Source organism: Phenylobacterium sp. (assembly GCF_036402295.1).
Classification (GTDB): Bacteria; Pseudomonadota; Alphaproteobacteria; order Caulobacterales; family Caulobacteraceae; genus Phenylobacterium.
Genome location: NZ_DASWTE010000280.1, coordinates 1 through 13,620 on the forward strand (window position 1 = coordinate 1; position 13,620 = coordinate 13,620).

Below are 13,620 nucleotides of genomic sequence, written 5' to 3' on the forward strand. Positions count from 1 at the left end.
ATGGCTTCGCCCCCCAGGACGGACGTGTCGATCTCGGCCAGCCGCTATGGCCTGGCCATGCTGTTCCTCGTCGCGCTGTTCAACTACATCGACCGCTCGATCATCTCGATCCTGCAGGAGCCGCTGAAGGCGGACCTGAAGCTCTCCGACACCCAGCTGGGCGCCCTGACGGGCCTCTCGTTCGCGTTGATGTACACGACCATGGCCCTGCCGATCGCGCGGCTGGCCGACGTCTGGAACCGCAAGCGACTGATCGCGGGGGCGCTCGCCATCTGGAGCGCGGCCACGGCGGCGTGCGGCCTGGCCAACGGCTTTGGGACCCTGGTGGCGTTGCGGATGGGCGTGGCGTTCGGCGAGGCGGGCTGCGTTCCGGCCAGCCACTCCATGATCGCCGACTATTTCCCCCTGCGGCAGCGCGCGACGGCGCTCGCGCTGTGGGGCCTGTCCAACCCGTTCGGGACCATGCTGGGCTTCGCGGCGGGCGGCTGGATCACCCAAACCCTGGGCTGGCGCGAGGCGTTCCTGCTGTTCGGCATCGCCGGCGTGGCGCTGGCGCCCCTGGTGCTGACCATGAAGGAGCCGCAGCGGGGCCGCTTCGACGAGCAGAAGGACACGCGCGCCCAGGTCCCGTTGCGCGAGGCGCTGGCCACGCTCTGGAAGCTGAAGGCGTTTCGTTTCCTGGCCGCCGGCGGCGCGGCCCACGCTTTCGTGGTCTTCGCCGCCCACAACTGGAACGCCCCCTTCTTCGGGCGGGTCCACGAGATGCCGATCGGGCAGGTGGCCCTGTACCTGGCCCTGGCGATCGGCCTGGGCGGCGGGACCGGCCAGTTCGTGGGCGGCTGGCTGGCCGACCGCCTCGGGCGCGGCGATCGGCGCTGGTACATGTGGCTGCCGGCCGCGGCGTCGGTCCTGCTGATCCCGTTCTCGCTGGGCGTCTACCTGATCGACGACACGGCCACCGCCATGGCGATGGGCGCCGTCCAGGCTGTGCTGCTCAATGTCTGGTTCGCGCCGATCGTGGCCACGGCCCAGATGCTGGTCGCTTCGCAGATGCGCGCGTTCACCTCGGCCATGCTGGTGCTGATCGTGAACATCCTGGGCCTCAGCCTGGGCCCGCTGATGACCGGCATGATCAGCGACGCGCTGCAGCCGAGCCTCGGCGCGGAATCGCTGCGCTACGCCATCCTGACCAGCATGGGCATGAGCGTGGTGGCGGCCCTGTGCTTCTTCCGGTCGGGGCAGCACCTGAAGCGCGAACTGCTCGGCGCGACCGATACGGCCGCGTCCGACGCGGCCGAGCCGGCGCGGGCCTAGTCTAGATCCCGCGGCTCAGCGCCACTGCACCTTCTCGCCGACCTTCAGCGGCCAGAACGCCCGGAAGTCCTCCACCGCGTGGCGGATATGCTCGCGCATCCGGTTGGCGGACAGGTCGGGGTCGCCGGCGATGATCGCCTCGGCGAGCTCGCGGTGGTCGTGCACGATCTGCTGCTCGAGCTCGCCGCGCTCGGCGCTGGTCAGCACCTGCTCGGTGACGATGAAGCCGATCGACCGCAGGCTCAGCGCCAGCACCCGATTGCCGGCGAGGTCGGCGACGATGTCGTGGAAGCGCAGGCCCTCGCGCACCGCCCAGCTGTGGTCCTCGTCGAGGAACGGGCTGAGCGACTCGCGCACCTTCGTCCGGTCGGGATTGAGCGCCGCCAGCCGGGCCAGCACGGGCTCGGTCTCCATCCAGGCTTCGAGGAGCTCGTCGTAATTTGCGCCCAGCATGTGCAGGTGCAGCGTGAGGGTGCGCGAGAGATTGCCGGGCAGCACGCGGCCCACCACCGTGCCCGCGCCGGGACCCGGGCGGATGCCGATCAGGCCCTGGACCTCCAGCAGGCGCAGCGCCTCGCGCAGCGAGGAGCGGCTGACCCGGTACTGGACCAGCATTTCGCTTTCCAGCGGCAGCCGGTCGCCGGGCTGCATCTTCTGGGCGACGATGTCGCGAACGATTTCCAGGGCCACCACCTCGGACGTCTTGAGCGTGCGCCGGGTGAGTTCGAACGAAACCGGCCGCGGGGCGACCGTGTCCGCCGGCTCTGCGGCGGCCGCCTGACCTCCCTTGCGACGCGAATTCATGCCCTCAAACCTTCCCCCGACAGCCCGCGGCGGACCCAACCCTTCGACGACGTCCTGCACCTTGCTCGCAGCCCCGTGTCCGTAATGCAACCCCTGGTCCAACGGTCCAACCGTAGCACAGCGTTTCATGATCATGATTGTCATAGATCAAGGCAAGAACCGGAAGGCCGCGCTCCGCATCGGCGTTGCGGCGTTGACACGCGAAATGCGTAGTTCATAATGATGATTATAAGAGACAGGCCGCGCGCGAAGCCGGCCGGAGCCTAGGGAGCGCGCCCTCCGGCGCTGAGTTCACATGCAGACGACGGCGGTGCGCGCTGGGCCGACGGCCTCCGCTGAGCCGACGCGGACGCCGGGCGCGCGCCAGGGGCCGCTGGCTGGGGTCCGGGTGGCCGACTTCTGTTGGATGGGCGTGGGCGCCTGCGCGACGCGGCTGCTGGCCGATTTCGGCGCCACGGTGATCCGCATCGAGGACCGCAACCGGCTCGATATGCCCAGGCGCCTGCCGATCTACAAGGGCGAGGCGCGCACCTATGGCGAAGAGGACGCGAACCCCGATCCGAACAAGGGCGGGCTGTTCAACAACTACAACCGCAACAAGCTTGGCGTGACCATCAACATGCGCAGCCCCAAGGGCCGCGCGCTGGCCGACCGGCTGATCGCCTCGTCCAGCGTGGTGACCGAGAACTTCGCCCCGGGCGTGATGGAGCGCTGGGGGCTGACGTACGAACGGCTCCGCGAGCTGTCGCCCCAGGTGATCTACGCCCGGATGAGCGGTTTCGGACACTCGGGCCCGCATGCCGAGCACCGCAGTTACGGCCCCATCGTCCAGGCCGTGTGCGGGCTTTCGTACATCTCGGGCCTGCCGGGCGAGGAGCCCTCGGGCTGGGGGCTGTCGTACATGGACAACGAGGCGGCCTTCTTCAACGCCTCGGCCCTGCTCACCGCGATCTACCACCGCAACAACACGGGCGAGGGCGCCGAGATCGACGTCTCCGCCGTGGAGGCGGGGATCAACCTGCTGGGTCCGATCCTGCTGGACGTGTCGGTGAACGGGCGCTCGACGCGGGACGGCAGCTTCCCGACCGGCAATCGGCTGGAGCATCCGGACGCCGCCCCGCACGGGGTCTATCCCTGCGTCGGGACGGATCGCTGGATCGCCATCGCGGTGTTCGACGACGCCGAGTGGCGGGGGCTGGTTTCGGTGATGGGCGATCCGGCCTGGGCCTCGGAGGCGCGCTTCGCCACCCAGGCCGCCCGCTTCGCCAATCAGGACGCGCTGGACGCCCTGATCGGCGCCTGGACGGCCAAACACGACCGCCATGAGCTGATGCATCGCCTGCAGGCGGCCGGCGTTCCGGCGGGCGCCGTGCAGACTGCCGAGGACACCAACGACCACGACCCGCAGATCGCCGGCCGGGGCCTGTTCTTCGAGATGGACCACCCGGTGATCGGCGAGGCGCGGTTCGAGGGCACGCCGATCCAGTTCTCGCGCACGGTGCAGGAGAACTGGCGCTCTGGCCCGCTGCTCGGCGAGGACAACGCCCACGTGTTCAAGGGCCTGCTGGGCCTGTCCGAGGACGAGTACGAAGAGCTGGCCGCGGAAGGAGCGATCTGATGGCCCCGCACGCCCTTGCCGGCCTGAAGGTGGTCGAGATCGCGAACGACGTCGGCGGCGAGTTCACCGGCCTGCTGCTCGCCCAGCAGGGCGCGGAAGTCGTGAAGCTGGAGCCGCCGGAGGGCTCGCCCACGCGGCGGGTCGGACCGTTCGCCAAGGGCCGCGAGGCTCCCGACACCAGCCTGAACTTCTGGTTCTACAACTCGAACAAGAAGAGCGTGGCGGCCGACCTGACGGCGCCGGGCGGCCGCGCGGCCCTGACCCGGCTGCTCGCCGACGCCGACATCCTCGTCACCACCCTGCAGCCCGCGGCGCTGACGGCGGCAGGCCTGGACCTGGCCGCGCTCTGCGAGGCCCATCCCAAGCTCATCGTGCTGTCGGTGACCCCATTCGGCCTGACCGGGCCCTGGGCCGACTACAAGTCGTCGGACCTGGTGGCGCTGGCCGCCGGGGGACCGCTGAACAGCTGCGGCTACGACGACCATTCGATCCCGCCGATCCGGCCGGGCGGCAACCAAGCCTACCACTCCGCCGCCAGCTTCGCGCAGATCGGGGTGATGCTGGCGCTCCTGGAGCGGCAGAAGACCGGCCGCGGCCAGCTACTGGACGTCTCGATGCACGAGGCCTGCGCGGTGAACGTCGAGCTGGCCAATCCGTACTGGTTCTATCCGCGGGTGCACGTCCACCGGCAGACCTGCCGGCACGCCCAGCCCTCGCCGACCCAGTCGGCCCTGTTCCGCTGCGCCGACGGCCGCTACGTCTACTTCGCCCTGATCCTCTCCGAGCCCAAGGCCTGGAAGGCGCTGGTGGACTGGATGGACGCCAAGGGCATGGCGGTGCAGCTCACCGACCCGGCGTTCTCCGACGTCGCCTACCGCCAGCAGCACTTCCACGAAGTGCAGGAGCTGGTGGAGTGCTTCTTCCTGATCCAGGACAGCCACGAGGCCTATCACGACGGCCAGGCGGCCGGCCTGCCGATCGGGGTCCTGAACGCGCCCGAGGACCTGTTCGACGACGAGCACCTGCAGGCCCGCGGCTTCTTCGTGGACGTCGAGCACGAGGGCGTCGGCAAGGTGGCCTATCCCGGCCCGATCTACCGCTTCTCGTCGTTCGGCGAGGTGGCGCGCACGGCGGCGCCGAAGCTGGGCGAGCATACGGAACGCGTACTCGGCGACGCCGCCAGGATCCCGGAGGAGGTCGCCCCATGATCGACGACGAAACAGCCTTCGCCGGCCGCGACAAGTGCGCGGTCGTGGGCATCGGCCAGACGGCGTTCAGCCGCGACTCCGGCCGCGGCGTGCTGTCGCTGGCGACCGAGGCGTCGCTGAAGGCGATCGCCGACGCGGGCCTCACCGTGGATGACATCGACGGCATCGTCCGCTGCGAGCAGGACACCGTGCGCCCCTACAGCCTGGCCGCGTCGCTGGGCGCGAAGAACCTCCACTACTGGGCCGACACCGGCCCTGGCGGCGTGGCGCCCTGCATGATGATGGGCCTGGCGATGGGCGCGGTGCTCTCGGGTCAGGCCAAGGCGGTGCTGGCGTTCCGATCCCTGAACGGCCGCTCGGAATCGCGGCTCGGCGCCGGGACCAGCCGCATGACATCGGAAGTGGTCGGCGGCTTCGGCAGCTACGACGAGTTCTTCCTGCCCTACGGCCTGCAGACGGCGGGCCAGACCTTCGCGCTGATGGCGCGCCGCCACATGCTGGACTACGGCACAACGCCCGAGCAGTTGGGCGCCGTGGCCCTGGCTTGCCGCGAACACGCCAACCGCACGCCGCACGCCCAGATGGGCGGCAAGGCGATGTCGATGGACGACTACCTCACCTCCCGGATGATCTCGTCGCCGCTCAGGCTGTTCGACTACTGCCTGGAGAGCGACGGGGCCTGCGCCGTGGTGATCACGAGTGCGGAGCGCGCGAAGGACCTGCCCAGGCCGCCGGTGCTGATCCGCGCCGTGGCCGGGGGGGCGCCGCGCGACCATCGGGCCGGTATGATGTTCCCGGCGATCACCCGCGACGACATCACGGAGCTGGGCGGCCGACAGGCCGGCGCCGAACTGTGGCGACGCGCGGGGGTCGGGCCGCAGGACATGGACATCGCCCAGATCTACGACTGCTTCACCATCAGCGTGATCCTGCAGCTGGAGGCCTACGGCTTCTGCGGTAAGGGCGAAGGCGGGCCGATGGCCGCGTCCGGGGCCCTGCGGCTGGGCGGCGAGCTGCCGATCAACACCGGCGGCGGGCACCTGTCGGAAGGCTACGTCCACGGCATGAACCACATCGTCCAGGCGGTACGGCAGCTGCGCGGCGAGGCCGACATGCAGGTGCCGGACGCCGAGCTCTGCCTGTGCACCGGCGGCCCGCTGCCGGTGGGCTCCAGCGTCGTGTTCCGGAAGGCTGCATGATGGGCCACTCGATCCTGCCCTACGACCGCGACCGCGAGACCGCCGGCTTCTTCGATGCGGCCGGCGAGGGGCGGCTGGTCTATCGCGCCTGCAACGACTGCAACCACGCCCTGCACCCGCCGACCGACCACTGCCCCCATTGCGGCGGCTGGAACACCGCCTGGCGCGACGCCAGGGGGACCGGGACCCTGCACACCTGGACCACGGTGATGCACCAGATCCACCCGGACTATCCGGCGCCCTACACCCTGGTGGTGGTGGAGCTGGACGACGCGCCGGAGGTGCGCCTCATGGGCCGCCTCGACGGCGAGCCCGAGCTGGCCGCGGGCCAGCCGATGGAGGTGTGGTTCGAACGGCTGGGCGAGGGCCCAACCCTGCCCCAGTGGAAGCCGGCGACGGCCTGAGCGGAGGAACGCGACGTGAGCCGCAAGGCGACCTACGGGATCACCACGTACAACTACGAGCCGCAGGACCTCCTGGCGCTGGCGGTCCATGCCGAGCGGCTGGGCTTCGAGGGCCTGTGGTTCGGCGAGCACTACGTTAGCCCCCGGACCTACGCGGGCCATCACCCGTCGCGCAAGGAGACCCCGGCCGACAAGAACGACGCCCGCGACAAGGAGATCATCGGCGATGCGGTGCGCATCTACGATCCGTGGTTCCTGCTGGGCGCCGTTGCGGGGGCGACGAAGCGGCTGAAGCTGGGCACCGCGATCTGCATCGTGCCAATGATGAATGCGTTGTTGCTGGCGCGCGCCACGATCACCGCCCATGACGTCTCGGGCGGTCGCTTCCTGCTGGGTACGGGCGCGGGCTGGCTGCGCGAGGAATTCGAGGCGGTGGGCGTCCCGTTCGAGACGCGCGGCGCCCGCCTCGACGAGGCCATCGAGATCCTGAAAAAGGCTTGGGCCGGCGGCTACTTCAGCCACGAGGGCGAGCATTTCACCTTCGGCGAGGTGCAGATCTCGCCGAACCCGGTGAAGGTGCCGCTGATCTGCGGCGGCAACACCGGCCCGGCGCTGCGGCGCGTGGCGCGCGTGGCCGACGGCTGGATCAATTCGGCGAAGATCACCCTGGAGGAGGCCCTGCAGCTGCGCGAGACGATCGAGGGCGCGCGCCAGGCGCAAGGCACGTCCGGCCGCCCGTTCGAGTATTTCGTGCGCCCCCACACGCCCGATCCGGACGACGTCGGCGGATACGTCCGCGAGGGTTTCGGCAATATCGTGCTGTGGGGCCCTGACGTATGGCCCAACGATCCGTCGGTCCCGCTGGAGACGAAGGTGGCAGGCCTGGAGCGCGTCGCGAGGAACCTCGGCCTGACCGCCGCCATGGCGGAAGCGAGCGCGTGATGGACCTGAAGCCCGGATCGCGCTGGAAGAGCGCCGTCTGCACGGCCGAGTTCGTGGTGGTGCGCCCGCCGTCGGCCCCCGGTGAACTGGCGTGCGGCGGACATCCCGTCGTGGCGCATGCCGCCACGCCGCCGCCGGGACTGTCGCCCTCGCCGGACGCGTCCGCGGGGAGCCAGGCGGGCAAGCGTTACGGCGACGCCGAGACCGGCCTGGAGGTGCTCTGCGCCAAGGCCGGCGTGGGCTCGCCGTCGCTGTCGGCGCGGCCGCTCACGATCCGCGACGCCAAGAAGCTTCCCTCCTCGGACTAGGCCCATGCACACGACGCTGCTGCTGGAGATGGCCGCTGACGCGTGTCCGGAGCGCCTGGCGCTCGGGCCGCGCGCGCAGGGCGTCTCGTTCCTGGACCTGGCGACGCAAGCGCGCGCCGGCGCGGCCTGGCTGGGGGCGCGCGGGCCGGGCAGCGTGGTCTTCCTCGGCCTGAACGGCCCCGCCTTGCCGACTGCGATCTTCGCGGCCGGCGCCCTGGGCCGCCCGTTCGCGCCGCTGAACTATCGATTGCCCGACGCCGATCTGCGGGCCCTGCTGGCCCGGACCGCGCCCTCGGTGGCCATCGTCGACGACGACATGCTGCACCGCGTCGCGGGGACGCCCGGGGTGGCCGTCGTCATGCGCAGCGCCTTCGAGCAGGCCTGCCGCGAGGCGCCCGTGGCGGAGCCGGAGCCGGTCGATCCCGACATCGCGGTCCTCCTGTTCACCAGCGGCACCACGGGCGAGCCTAAAGCCGCGGTGCTGCGGCACGCCAACCTGGCCGCCTATGTGATTTCGACCGTCGAGTTCATGGGCGCGGAAGAGGGCGAGGCGGCGCTGGTCTCCGTGCCGCCCTACCACATCGCCGGCGTCTCGGCGGTGTTGACCGGCGTCTACGGCGGCCGGCGCATCGTGCATCTCGAGGCGTTCACCCCGGAGGCCTGGGTCGAGACCGCGGCGCGCGAGGCCATCACCCACGCCATGCTGGTGCCGACCATGCTGGGCCGGGTGCTGGACGTGCTGCAGGCGACGGGCGAGCGGCTGCCGGCCTTGCGGGCGCTCAGCTACGGCGGCGGCCGGATGCCGCTGGCGGTGATCCAGCGCGCGCTGCGCCTGCTGCCGCACGTGGACTTCGTGAACGCCTACGGGCTGACCGAGACCAGCTCGACGATCTCTGTGCTCGGGCCGGACGACCATCGGCGCGCGATCGCCTCGGATGACGCCGAGGTCCGCGCCCGGCTGGGCTCGGTGGGCCGGCCGCTGCCCAGCGTCGAGGTCGAGATCCGGGCTCCGACGGGCGAGACGCTGCCGCGGTGCGTCACCGGCGAGGTGTATGTCCGCGGCGAGCAGGTGTCCGGGGAATACCTCGGCCGCAAGCTGACCGACGCCGACGGCTGGTTCGCCACCCGCGACGCCGGGTGGCTGGACGCCGAGGGCTACCTGTTCCTGGACGGCCGCCTCGATGACGTGATCGTGCGCGGCGGCGAGAACATCTCGCCGGGCGAGATCGAGGAGGTGCTGCGTGCGCATCCTGCCGTCGCCGACGTGGCGGTCGTCGGCGCTCCCGACGAGCAGTGGGGCGAGCGGGTCGCCGCCTTCGTCGTGACGCGGGGCGAGGCGCCCGGCGCCGACGACCTGGCCGCCTGGGTGAAGGCGCGGCTGCGCTCCACCAAGACGCCCGAGACGTGGACGTTCCGCGCCGAGCTGCCCTACAACGAGACCGGCAAGCTGTTGCGCCGCGTGCTCAAGGACGAACTCGCGCGCGCCCGCAGCGAAGCGGCGGCCTGAGTTTCAGCGCCGGTAGACCGGGTCGTCACGGTCGCGACGGCCGCGCTGTCCGGCCGGCCCCGACCAGAAGCCGCGGTCGCTGGCGGGCTCGTAGCGCAGCCACTCGTTGATCCCCTGGCGCTCGGCGATCTTCCACACGCCCTGGCGGCGCTCGAAACGGTCGACGTAGCGCCCGCCCATGAAGCGGTCCTCGTGCGGCTGCCCGCCGGGCGGCGGGACGGCGCCGAAGCGGTGGTGCGAGGTGAAGTAGGTCTCCACGAACGCCGTCTCGCCCACCAGTTCGATGGAGACCGGCCCGAGCTGGTGGTGCGTGGCCTCGACCGCCCGGCACACGGCCATGGCATGACCGCAGAAGTCGGCGGACGCGCCGTCGAAGGTTCCGTGGCGATGGCGCGCGTCCGCATGGAAGCAGCTGCGCAGCAGCGCCTCGTCGCAGCGGTCGATGGCGCGGACGTAGCGCAGCACCACCTCGGTGATCTCGGCGCGGCTGTTCAGCCGGTCCAGCCACGCCTCAGACATGGAGGGCCTCCGCCTCGGCCAGCGCCGCAGACAGCCGCGCCTCCGCCGTGCGGAAGAGCGCAGGGTCGACCGCCGCGCCGCTGGCGGCGGCCGTGTCGTCCAGCTGCTGCGGCCGTGAGGCGCCGACGACGGCGGACGTGACGTCGGGGTTGTCGAGCACCCAGGCGACCGCGAACTGGGCGGGCGTCAGGCCGGCCTCCGCCGCCAGCGCCGTCAGCGACTGGGCCGCGGCCAGCACTGGGGCGCTGAACCAGCGGCGTAGGTGGACGCTCATCGCCGGACTCTCGCCACGCCAGCCGTCCGGGAAGGCGGAGCCGGGCGGATAGCGGCCGGCCAGGACGCCTTGTGCGAGCGGCGCCCAGGCCAGTTGGCCGAACCCCAGCGACCGCCCGAGCGGGAAGACGCCCGCCTCGGGCTCGCGCCACAGCATCGAGTACTGCGGCTGGCTGGAGACGAACCGTTCCACCCCGGCCAGGGCGGCCGCCTCGCGCACCTTGTCGAGCGGCCATTCGCTGAAGCCCAGGAAGCGGACCTTGCCCTGGCGGACCACGTCGCTCAGCGCCGCCATGGTCTCTTCCAGCGGCGTCTCCTCGTCGTAGCGGTGGCACTGGTAGAGATCGACATAGTCGGTTCTCAGCCGCTGCAGCGAGCCGTCGATTTGCTTGAACACCTGAGCGCGCGACAGGCCGCGGTCGGTGTCGCTCATCGGCCCCCACAGCTTGGTGGCCAGCAGATAACGGTCCCGCGGCACGCCGAACAACGCCTCGGCGATCAGCCGCTCGGACTCGCCCCAGCCGTAGACGTTGGCCGTGTCGATGAGGTTGATCCCCAGGTCCAGGGCGCGCCGGACACAGGCGATGTGACGGGCGCGCACCTCGCCTTCGCCATAGCTCAGCCAGGTCCCCAGCGTGACCTCCGAGACCATCAGGTCACTGCTTCCCAGCTTGCGGTAGCGCATCGTTTTCCATCCCAATGTTCGTATTGATCATCATCATGAATAACGTAGTCTGGAGCGCAACGAGAAAAGGGAGGCGCGCCCTGGTTCGGCGCGGAAACTGGGATGACGACGGCCGCCAAGAAGGCGCAGGGCCTGCTGTTCGACATCGTGCGCGACATAGCCGCCGAGGGGCTGGCGCCGGGCGACCGGCTGCCGTCGCAGGCCGAGATGATGCGCCGCTACGGCGCCGGGGCGACGCCGTTGCGCGAGGCGCTCAGGATGCTGGAGCTCTCGGGCTTGGTGTCGGTGCGGCCGGGGCCGGCGGCGGGCGCGATCCTCGAGGAGGCCAGCGCCGAGCACCTGGCGGCCGTGGTGGCCGCCTTCCTCTGCCTGGCCGGCGTCACCTATGGCCAGTTGATGGACGCCTGGGCCGCCACCGAGCCGCTTTTGGCGGCGGCCGCGGCGGCCAATCCGGATCGGGCGAAGGTGACCGACGAACTCGCCGCCTTCGCCGCCGAGGCCGAGAGCGACGAGCCGGTGACTCCGACCCATGCGATCGACTTCCACGATGCGGTGGCGCGGGCGGCGGGCAATCCGGCGCTGGGCCTGATCCTGCAGGTGCTCTCCTATGTTGTGGCCGACCTCTACTGGGCGGCGACCGACATCGCCGCGCCGGCGCGGCTGGTGCGGCACGACCACCACGAGATCGCCGAGGCCATCCTCGCCGGTGACGCCGAGCGGGCGCGGCGATCCATGGAGGCCCATGCGCGCAACACCTCGGGCGGAATCCTGGCCCACATCGGCAGGGGACGGGACGAGCCTCTCGCCCTGCCCCCGCGGCGAGTCGGGACTGCGACCTATCGCCAGCGACCCCTGGTGCGCGGCGGCTATGCGTCGGCCAGCGGCTCGGCGAAGTAGCCCAGGGCCAGGCGGCCGCCGTCGGCGAACAGGGTCTGGCCGGTGAGGTAGGAGGCGTCGTCGCTGGCCAGGAAGGCGACGATGGCGGCGATCTCCTCGGGCCGTCCAAGGCGACCCATCGGAATGCGCGAGAGCACCCGTCGCAGCCCCTCGGGCCCGCCGCCGGTCACCGCCGCGACCATAGGCGTTTCCACCGGTCCCGGTCCGACGGCGTTCACGCGGATGCCGAACGGCGCCAGGGACAGCGCCGTCATGGCGGTCAGCTGCTTCACCGCGGCCTTGGAGACGGCGTAGGGGATCTGGTCGCCCCCGGCCATGATCGCGGCCACGGACGCCAGGTTGACGATGGCGCCCGACCGGCGGGGCGTCATCCGGCGCGCGGCGGCCTGGGTGGTGCGCAGGCCCGCGGTCACATTGATCGCCATGACCCGCTCGAAGTCGGCCTCGGCGAGGTCCAGCAGCTTCGTGGCCCGGCCGATGACCCCCGCGTTGTTGACCAGGATGTCCAGCGACCCCAGTTCGCGGTCGGCCGTCTCGAACAGCGCCGCGACCTGGGCCGCGTCGGCCACGTCGGCGACGACATGCGGCTGGTCCAGCCGCGCGGCCGCGTCGGCCACGGCGGGCGCGATGTCGCTCATCAGCACCCGGGCGCCCTCGGCCGCGAGGCGCTCGGCGACGGCATAGCCGATGCCCTGTGCGGCCCCTGTGACGACGGCCGCGCGCCCTTCGAAACGGCCACTGGTCATGCGGATCCTCCTGGCTTCCGGGATGGCGGGCTTGGCGATCCGCTCTATTGATGAGGATGATTATAATGAATGGCCGACGCCAATCCAGGGGGATGGCATCAGGCGATCCCGTTGGGCGGCGACCGTGTCGGCTAGCCAGTCGCGGACGACGCGGATCCTACGGCTCTCCTGCACGTCGCGGTGCGTCGAGATCCAGAAGGTGCGGGTGAGCTGGACGGTCTCGGGGAGGACCGGCTCCAGGCCGGGGCTCGCTGCCGCCATGAAGTGCGGCAGCACGCAGAGGCCCGCGCCGGCCACCGCCAGCTCCAGTTGGGCGCGGATCGACGAGCTGGTCACGCGGACCTTGAGATCCGGGTGGATGTCGCTGAGGTAGCGCAGCTCGGCTGCATAGAGCAGGTCGTCGATGTAGCCGACAAGGTGGTGGGATTTGAGGTCTTCGACCTGCTCGGGCCGTCCGGCGGCGGCGAGGTAGGACGGCGCGCCGTAGAGGCCCAGCTGGTAGTCGGTCAGCCGCTGGACAGCCAGGCGCGAGGAGGTCGGCGGCGCCAGGGTGACGGCGATGTCGGCTTCGCGGCTGGAGGCCGAGAGGAAGCCGGCCGTGGCCACCAGTTCCAGGCGCAGGCCGGGGCGGCTGTCGAGGAGCGCCGGAACCGCAGGCGCCAGCACGTGCCCCCCGAAGCCCTCGGACGCACTCAGGCGGACGACGCCGGTGGCGGCGGTGAAGGTGTCGGCGACGCCCAGCCGATCGACGGCGGTCTCCACGCCCTGGCTGGCCTCGAGCAGCTCGGCGCCGGCGGCGGTCAGCTGCAGGCCGCGAGGCGAGCGGACGAAGAGTGTGATGCGCAACTCGTCCTCCAGGCGCTGCACGCGCCGCGCCACGGTGGTGGGGTCGATGCGCAGCCGCGCCGCGCCCTCCTTGAAGGACCCGGTTCGCGCGCAGGTGAGGAACACCCGCAGATCGTCCCAATCGAGCATGCGCCTTGAGTACTGCGATTTTGCAACTCGAGAAGCTATAAATTTGCATTCCCTACGGCGCAGCGCGCACGTAGTCCCCTCCCATGCGTGAGATCACCCACTTCATCGACGGCGCCGCGTTTGCGGGCGCTTCGGGCCGCTACGGCGATGTCTTCAACCCCAACACCGGCGAGGTGCAGGCGCGCGTCCAGTTCGCCAGCGAGGCGGAGGTGGACAAGGCG

General features: G+C 71.0%; 15 protein-coding genes. 10 read left to right on the forward strand and 5 right to left on the reverse strand.

The features are described from left to right. The coding region (locus tag VGD44_RS16760; protein ID WP_331089156.1) for an MFS transporter at window positions 1-1,314 on the forward strand (1,314 nt) is incomplete at its 5' end. 15 nt (window positions 1,315-1,329) lie between these two features. Here VGD44_RS16760 and VGD44_RS16765 read toward each other — a convergent pair. Next, window positions 1,330-2,118 carry a FadR/GntR family transcriptional regulator gene (locus VGD44_RS16765; RefSeq protein ID WP_331089158.1) on the reverse strand — a complete coding sequence of 263 codons (789 nt, stop codon included), beginning with the start codon at window positions 2,116-2,118 and terminating at the stop codon, window positions 1,330-1,332. 295 nt (window positions 2,119-2,413) lie between these two features. On the opposite strand from VGD44_RS16765, the gene VGD44_RS16770 reads away from it, so the two are divergent. The 7 genes from VGD44_RS16770 to VGD44_RS16800 are packed head-to-tail and all read left to right on the forward strand — an operon-like array spanning window position 2,414 to window position 9,304. Further along, window positions 2,414-3,736, forward strand: coding sequence for a CoA transferase (locus tag VGD44_RS16770; protein WP_331089160.1), 1,323 nt, complete (start codon window positions 2,414-2,416; stop codon window positions 3,734-3,736). Further along, window positions 3,736-4,944 (forward strand): CoA transferase, encoded by a 1,209-nt coding sequence (locus VGD44_RS16775; RefSeq protein WP_331089162.1) that lies wholly within the window; start codon window positions 3,736-3,738, stop codon window positions 4,942-4,944. Before VGD44_RS16770 ends, VGD44_RS16775 begins: the two co-directional genes overlap by 1 nt. Next, a complete protein-coding gene (locus VGD44_RS16780; RefSeq protein WP_331089164.1) occupies window positions 4,941-6,143 on the forward strand; it encodes a thiolase C-terminal domain-containing protein in 1,203 nt (400 codons plus the stop codon). Before VGD44_RS16775 ends, VGD44_RS16780 begins: the two co-directional genes overlap by 4 nt. After that, window positions 6,143-6,547, forward strand: coding sequence for a Zn-ribbon domain-containing OB-fold protein (locus VGD44_RS16785; protein WP_331089166.1), 405 nt, complete (start codon window positions 6,143-6,145; stop codon window positions 6,545-6,547). Before VGD44_RS16780 ends, VGD44_RS16785 begins: the two co-directional genes overlap by 1 nt. A 15-nt stretch (window positions 6,548-6,562) precedes the next feature. Then, a complete protein-coding gene (locus tag VGD44_RS16790; RefSeq protein WP_331089168.1) occupies window positions 6,563-7,489 on the forward strand; it encodes a TIGR03619 family F420-dependent LLM class oxidoreductase in 927 nt (308 codons plus the stop codon). After that, window positions 7,489-7,797 (forward strand): hypothetical protein, encoded by a 309-nt coding sequence (locus VGD44_RS16795; RefSeq protein WP_331089170.1) that lies wholly within the window; start codon window positions 7,489-7,491, stop codon window positions 7,795-7,797. The genes VGD44_RS16790 and VGD44_RS16795 overlap by 1 nt, the downstream gene beginning before the upstream one ends. A gap of 4 nt (window positions 7,798-7,801) precedes the next feature. Beyond that, on the forward strand, window positions 7,802-9,304 hold the full coding sequence (locus tag VGD44_RS16800) for a class I adenylate-forming enzyme family protein (RefSeq protein WP_331089172.1): 1,503 nt from the start codon (window positions 7,802-7,804) through the stop codon (window positions 9,302-9,304). A 3-nt stretch (window positions 9,305-9,307) separates the two neighbouring features. Here the strand turns inward: VGD44_RS16800 and VGD44_RS16805 are convergent, their stop codons facing one another. Continuing rightward, the gene (locus tag VGD44_RS16805; protein WP_331089174.1) at window positions 9,308-9,823 is read right to left on the reverse strand and encodes a nuclear transport factor 2 family protein; all 516 of its coding nucleotides are present in this window, start codon (window positions 9,821-9,823) and stop codon (window positions 9,308-9,310) included. Continuing rightward, window positions 9,816-10,781 (reverse strand): aldo/keto reductase, encoded by a 966-nt coding sequence (locus tag VGD44_RS16810; RefSeq protein WP_331089176.1) that lies wholly within the window; start codon window positions 10,779-10,781, stop codon window positions 9,816-9,818. Before VGD44_RS16810 ends, VGD44_RS16805 begins: the two co-directional genes overlap by 8 nt. 102 nt (window positions 10,782-10,883) lie before the next feature. Here VGD44_RS16810 and VGD44_RS16815 point away from each other — a divergent pair, with 102 nt between their 5' ends. Then, on the forward strand, window positions 10,884-11,678 hold the full coding sequence (locus tag VGD44_RS16815) for a FadR/GntR family transcriptional regulator (protein WP_331089178.1): 795 nt from the start codon (window positions 10,884-10,886) through the stop codon (window positions 11,676-11,678). Here VGD44_RS16815 and VGD44_RS16820 read toward each other — a convergent pair. Together VGD44_RS16820 and VGD44_RS16825 are read right to left on the reverse strand one after the other, a co-directional pair. Further along, on the reverse strand, window positions 11,648-12,424 hold the full coding sequence (locus VGD44_RS16820) for an SDR family oxidoreductase (RefSeq protein ID WP_331089180.1): 777 nt from the start codon (window positions 12,422-12,424) through the stop codon (window positions 11,648-11,650). The genes VGD44_RS16815 and VGD44_RS16820 overlap by 31 nt on opposite strands. Window positions 12,425-12,484: 60 nt before the next feature. Next, window positions 12,485-13,399 carry a LysR family transcriptional regulator gene (locus VGD44_RS16825; RefSeq protein WP_331089182.1) on the reverse strand — a complete coding sequence of 305 codons (915 nt, stop codon included), beginning with the start codon at window positions 13,397-13,399 and terminating at the stop codon, window positions 12,485-12,487. Between the two features lie 83 nt (window positions 13,400-13,482). Here VGD44_RS16825 and VGD44_RS16830 point away from each other — a divergent pair. Next, the coding region (locus tag VGD44_RS16830) for a hypothetical protein (protein WP_331089184.1) at window positions 13,483-13,620 on the forward strand (138 nt) is incomplete at its 3' end.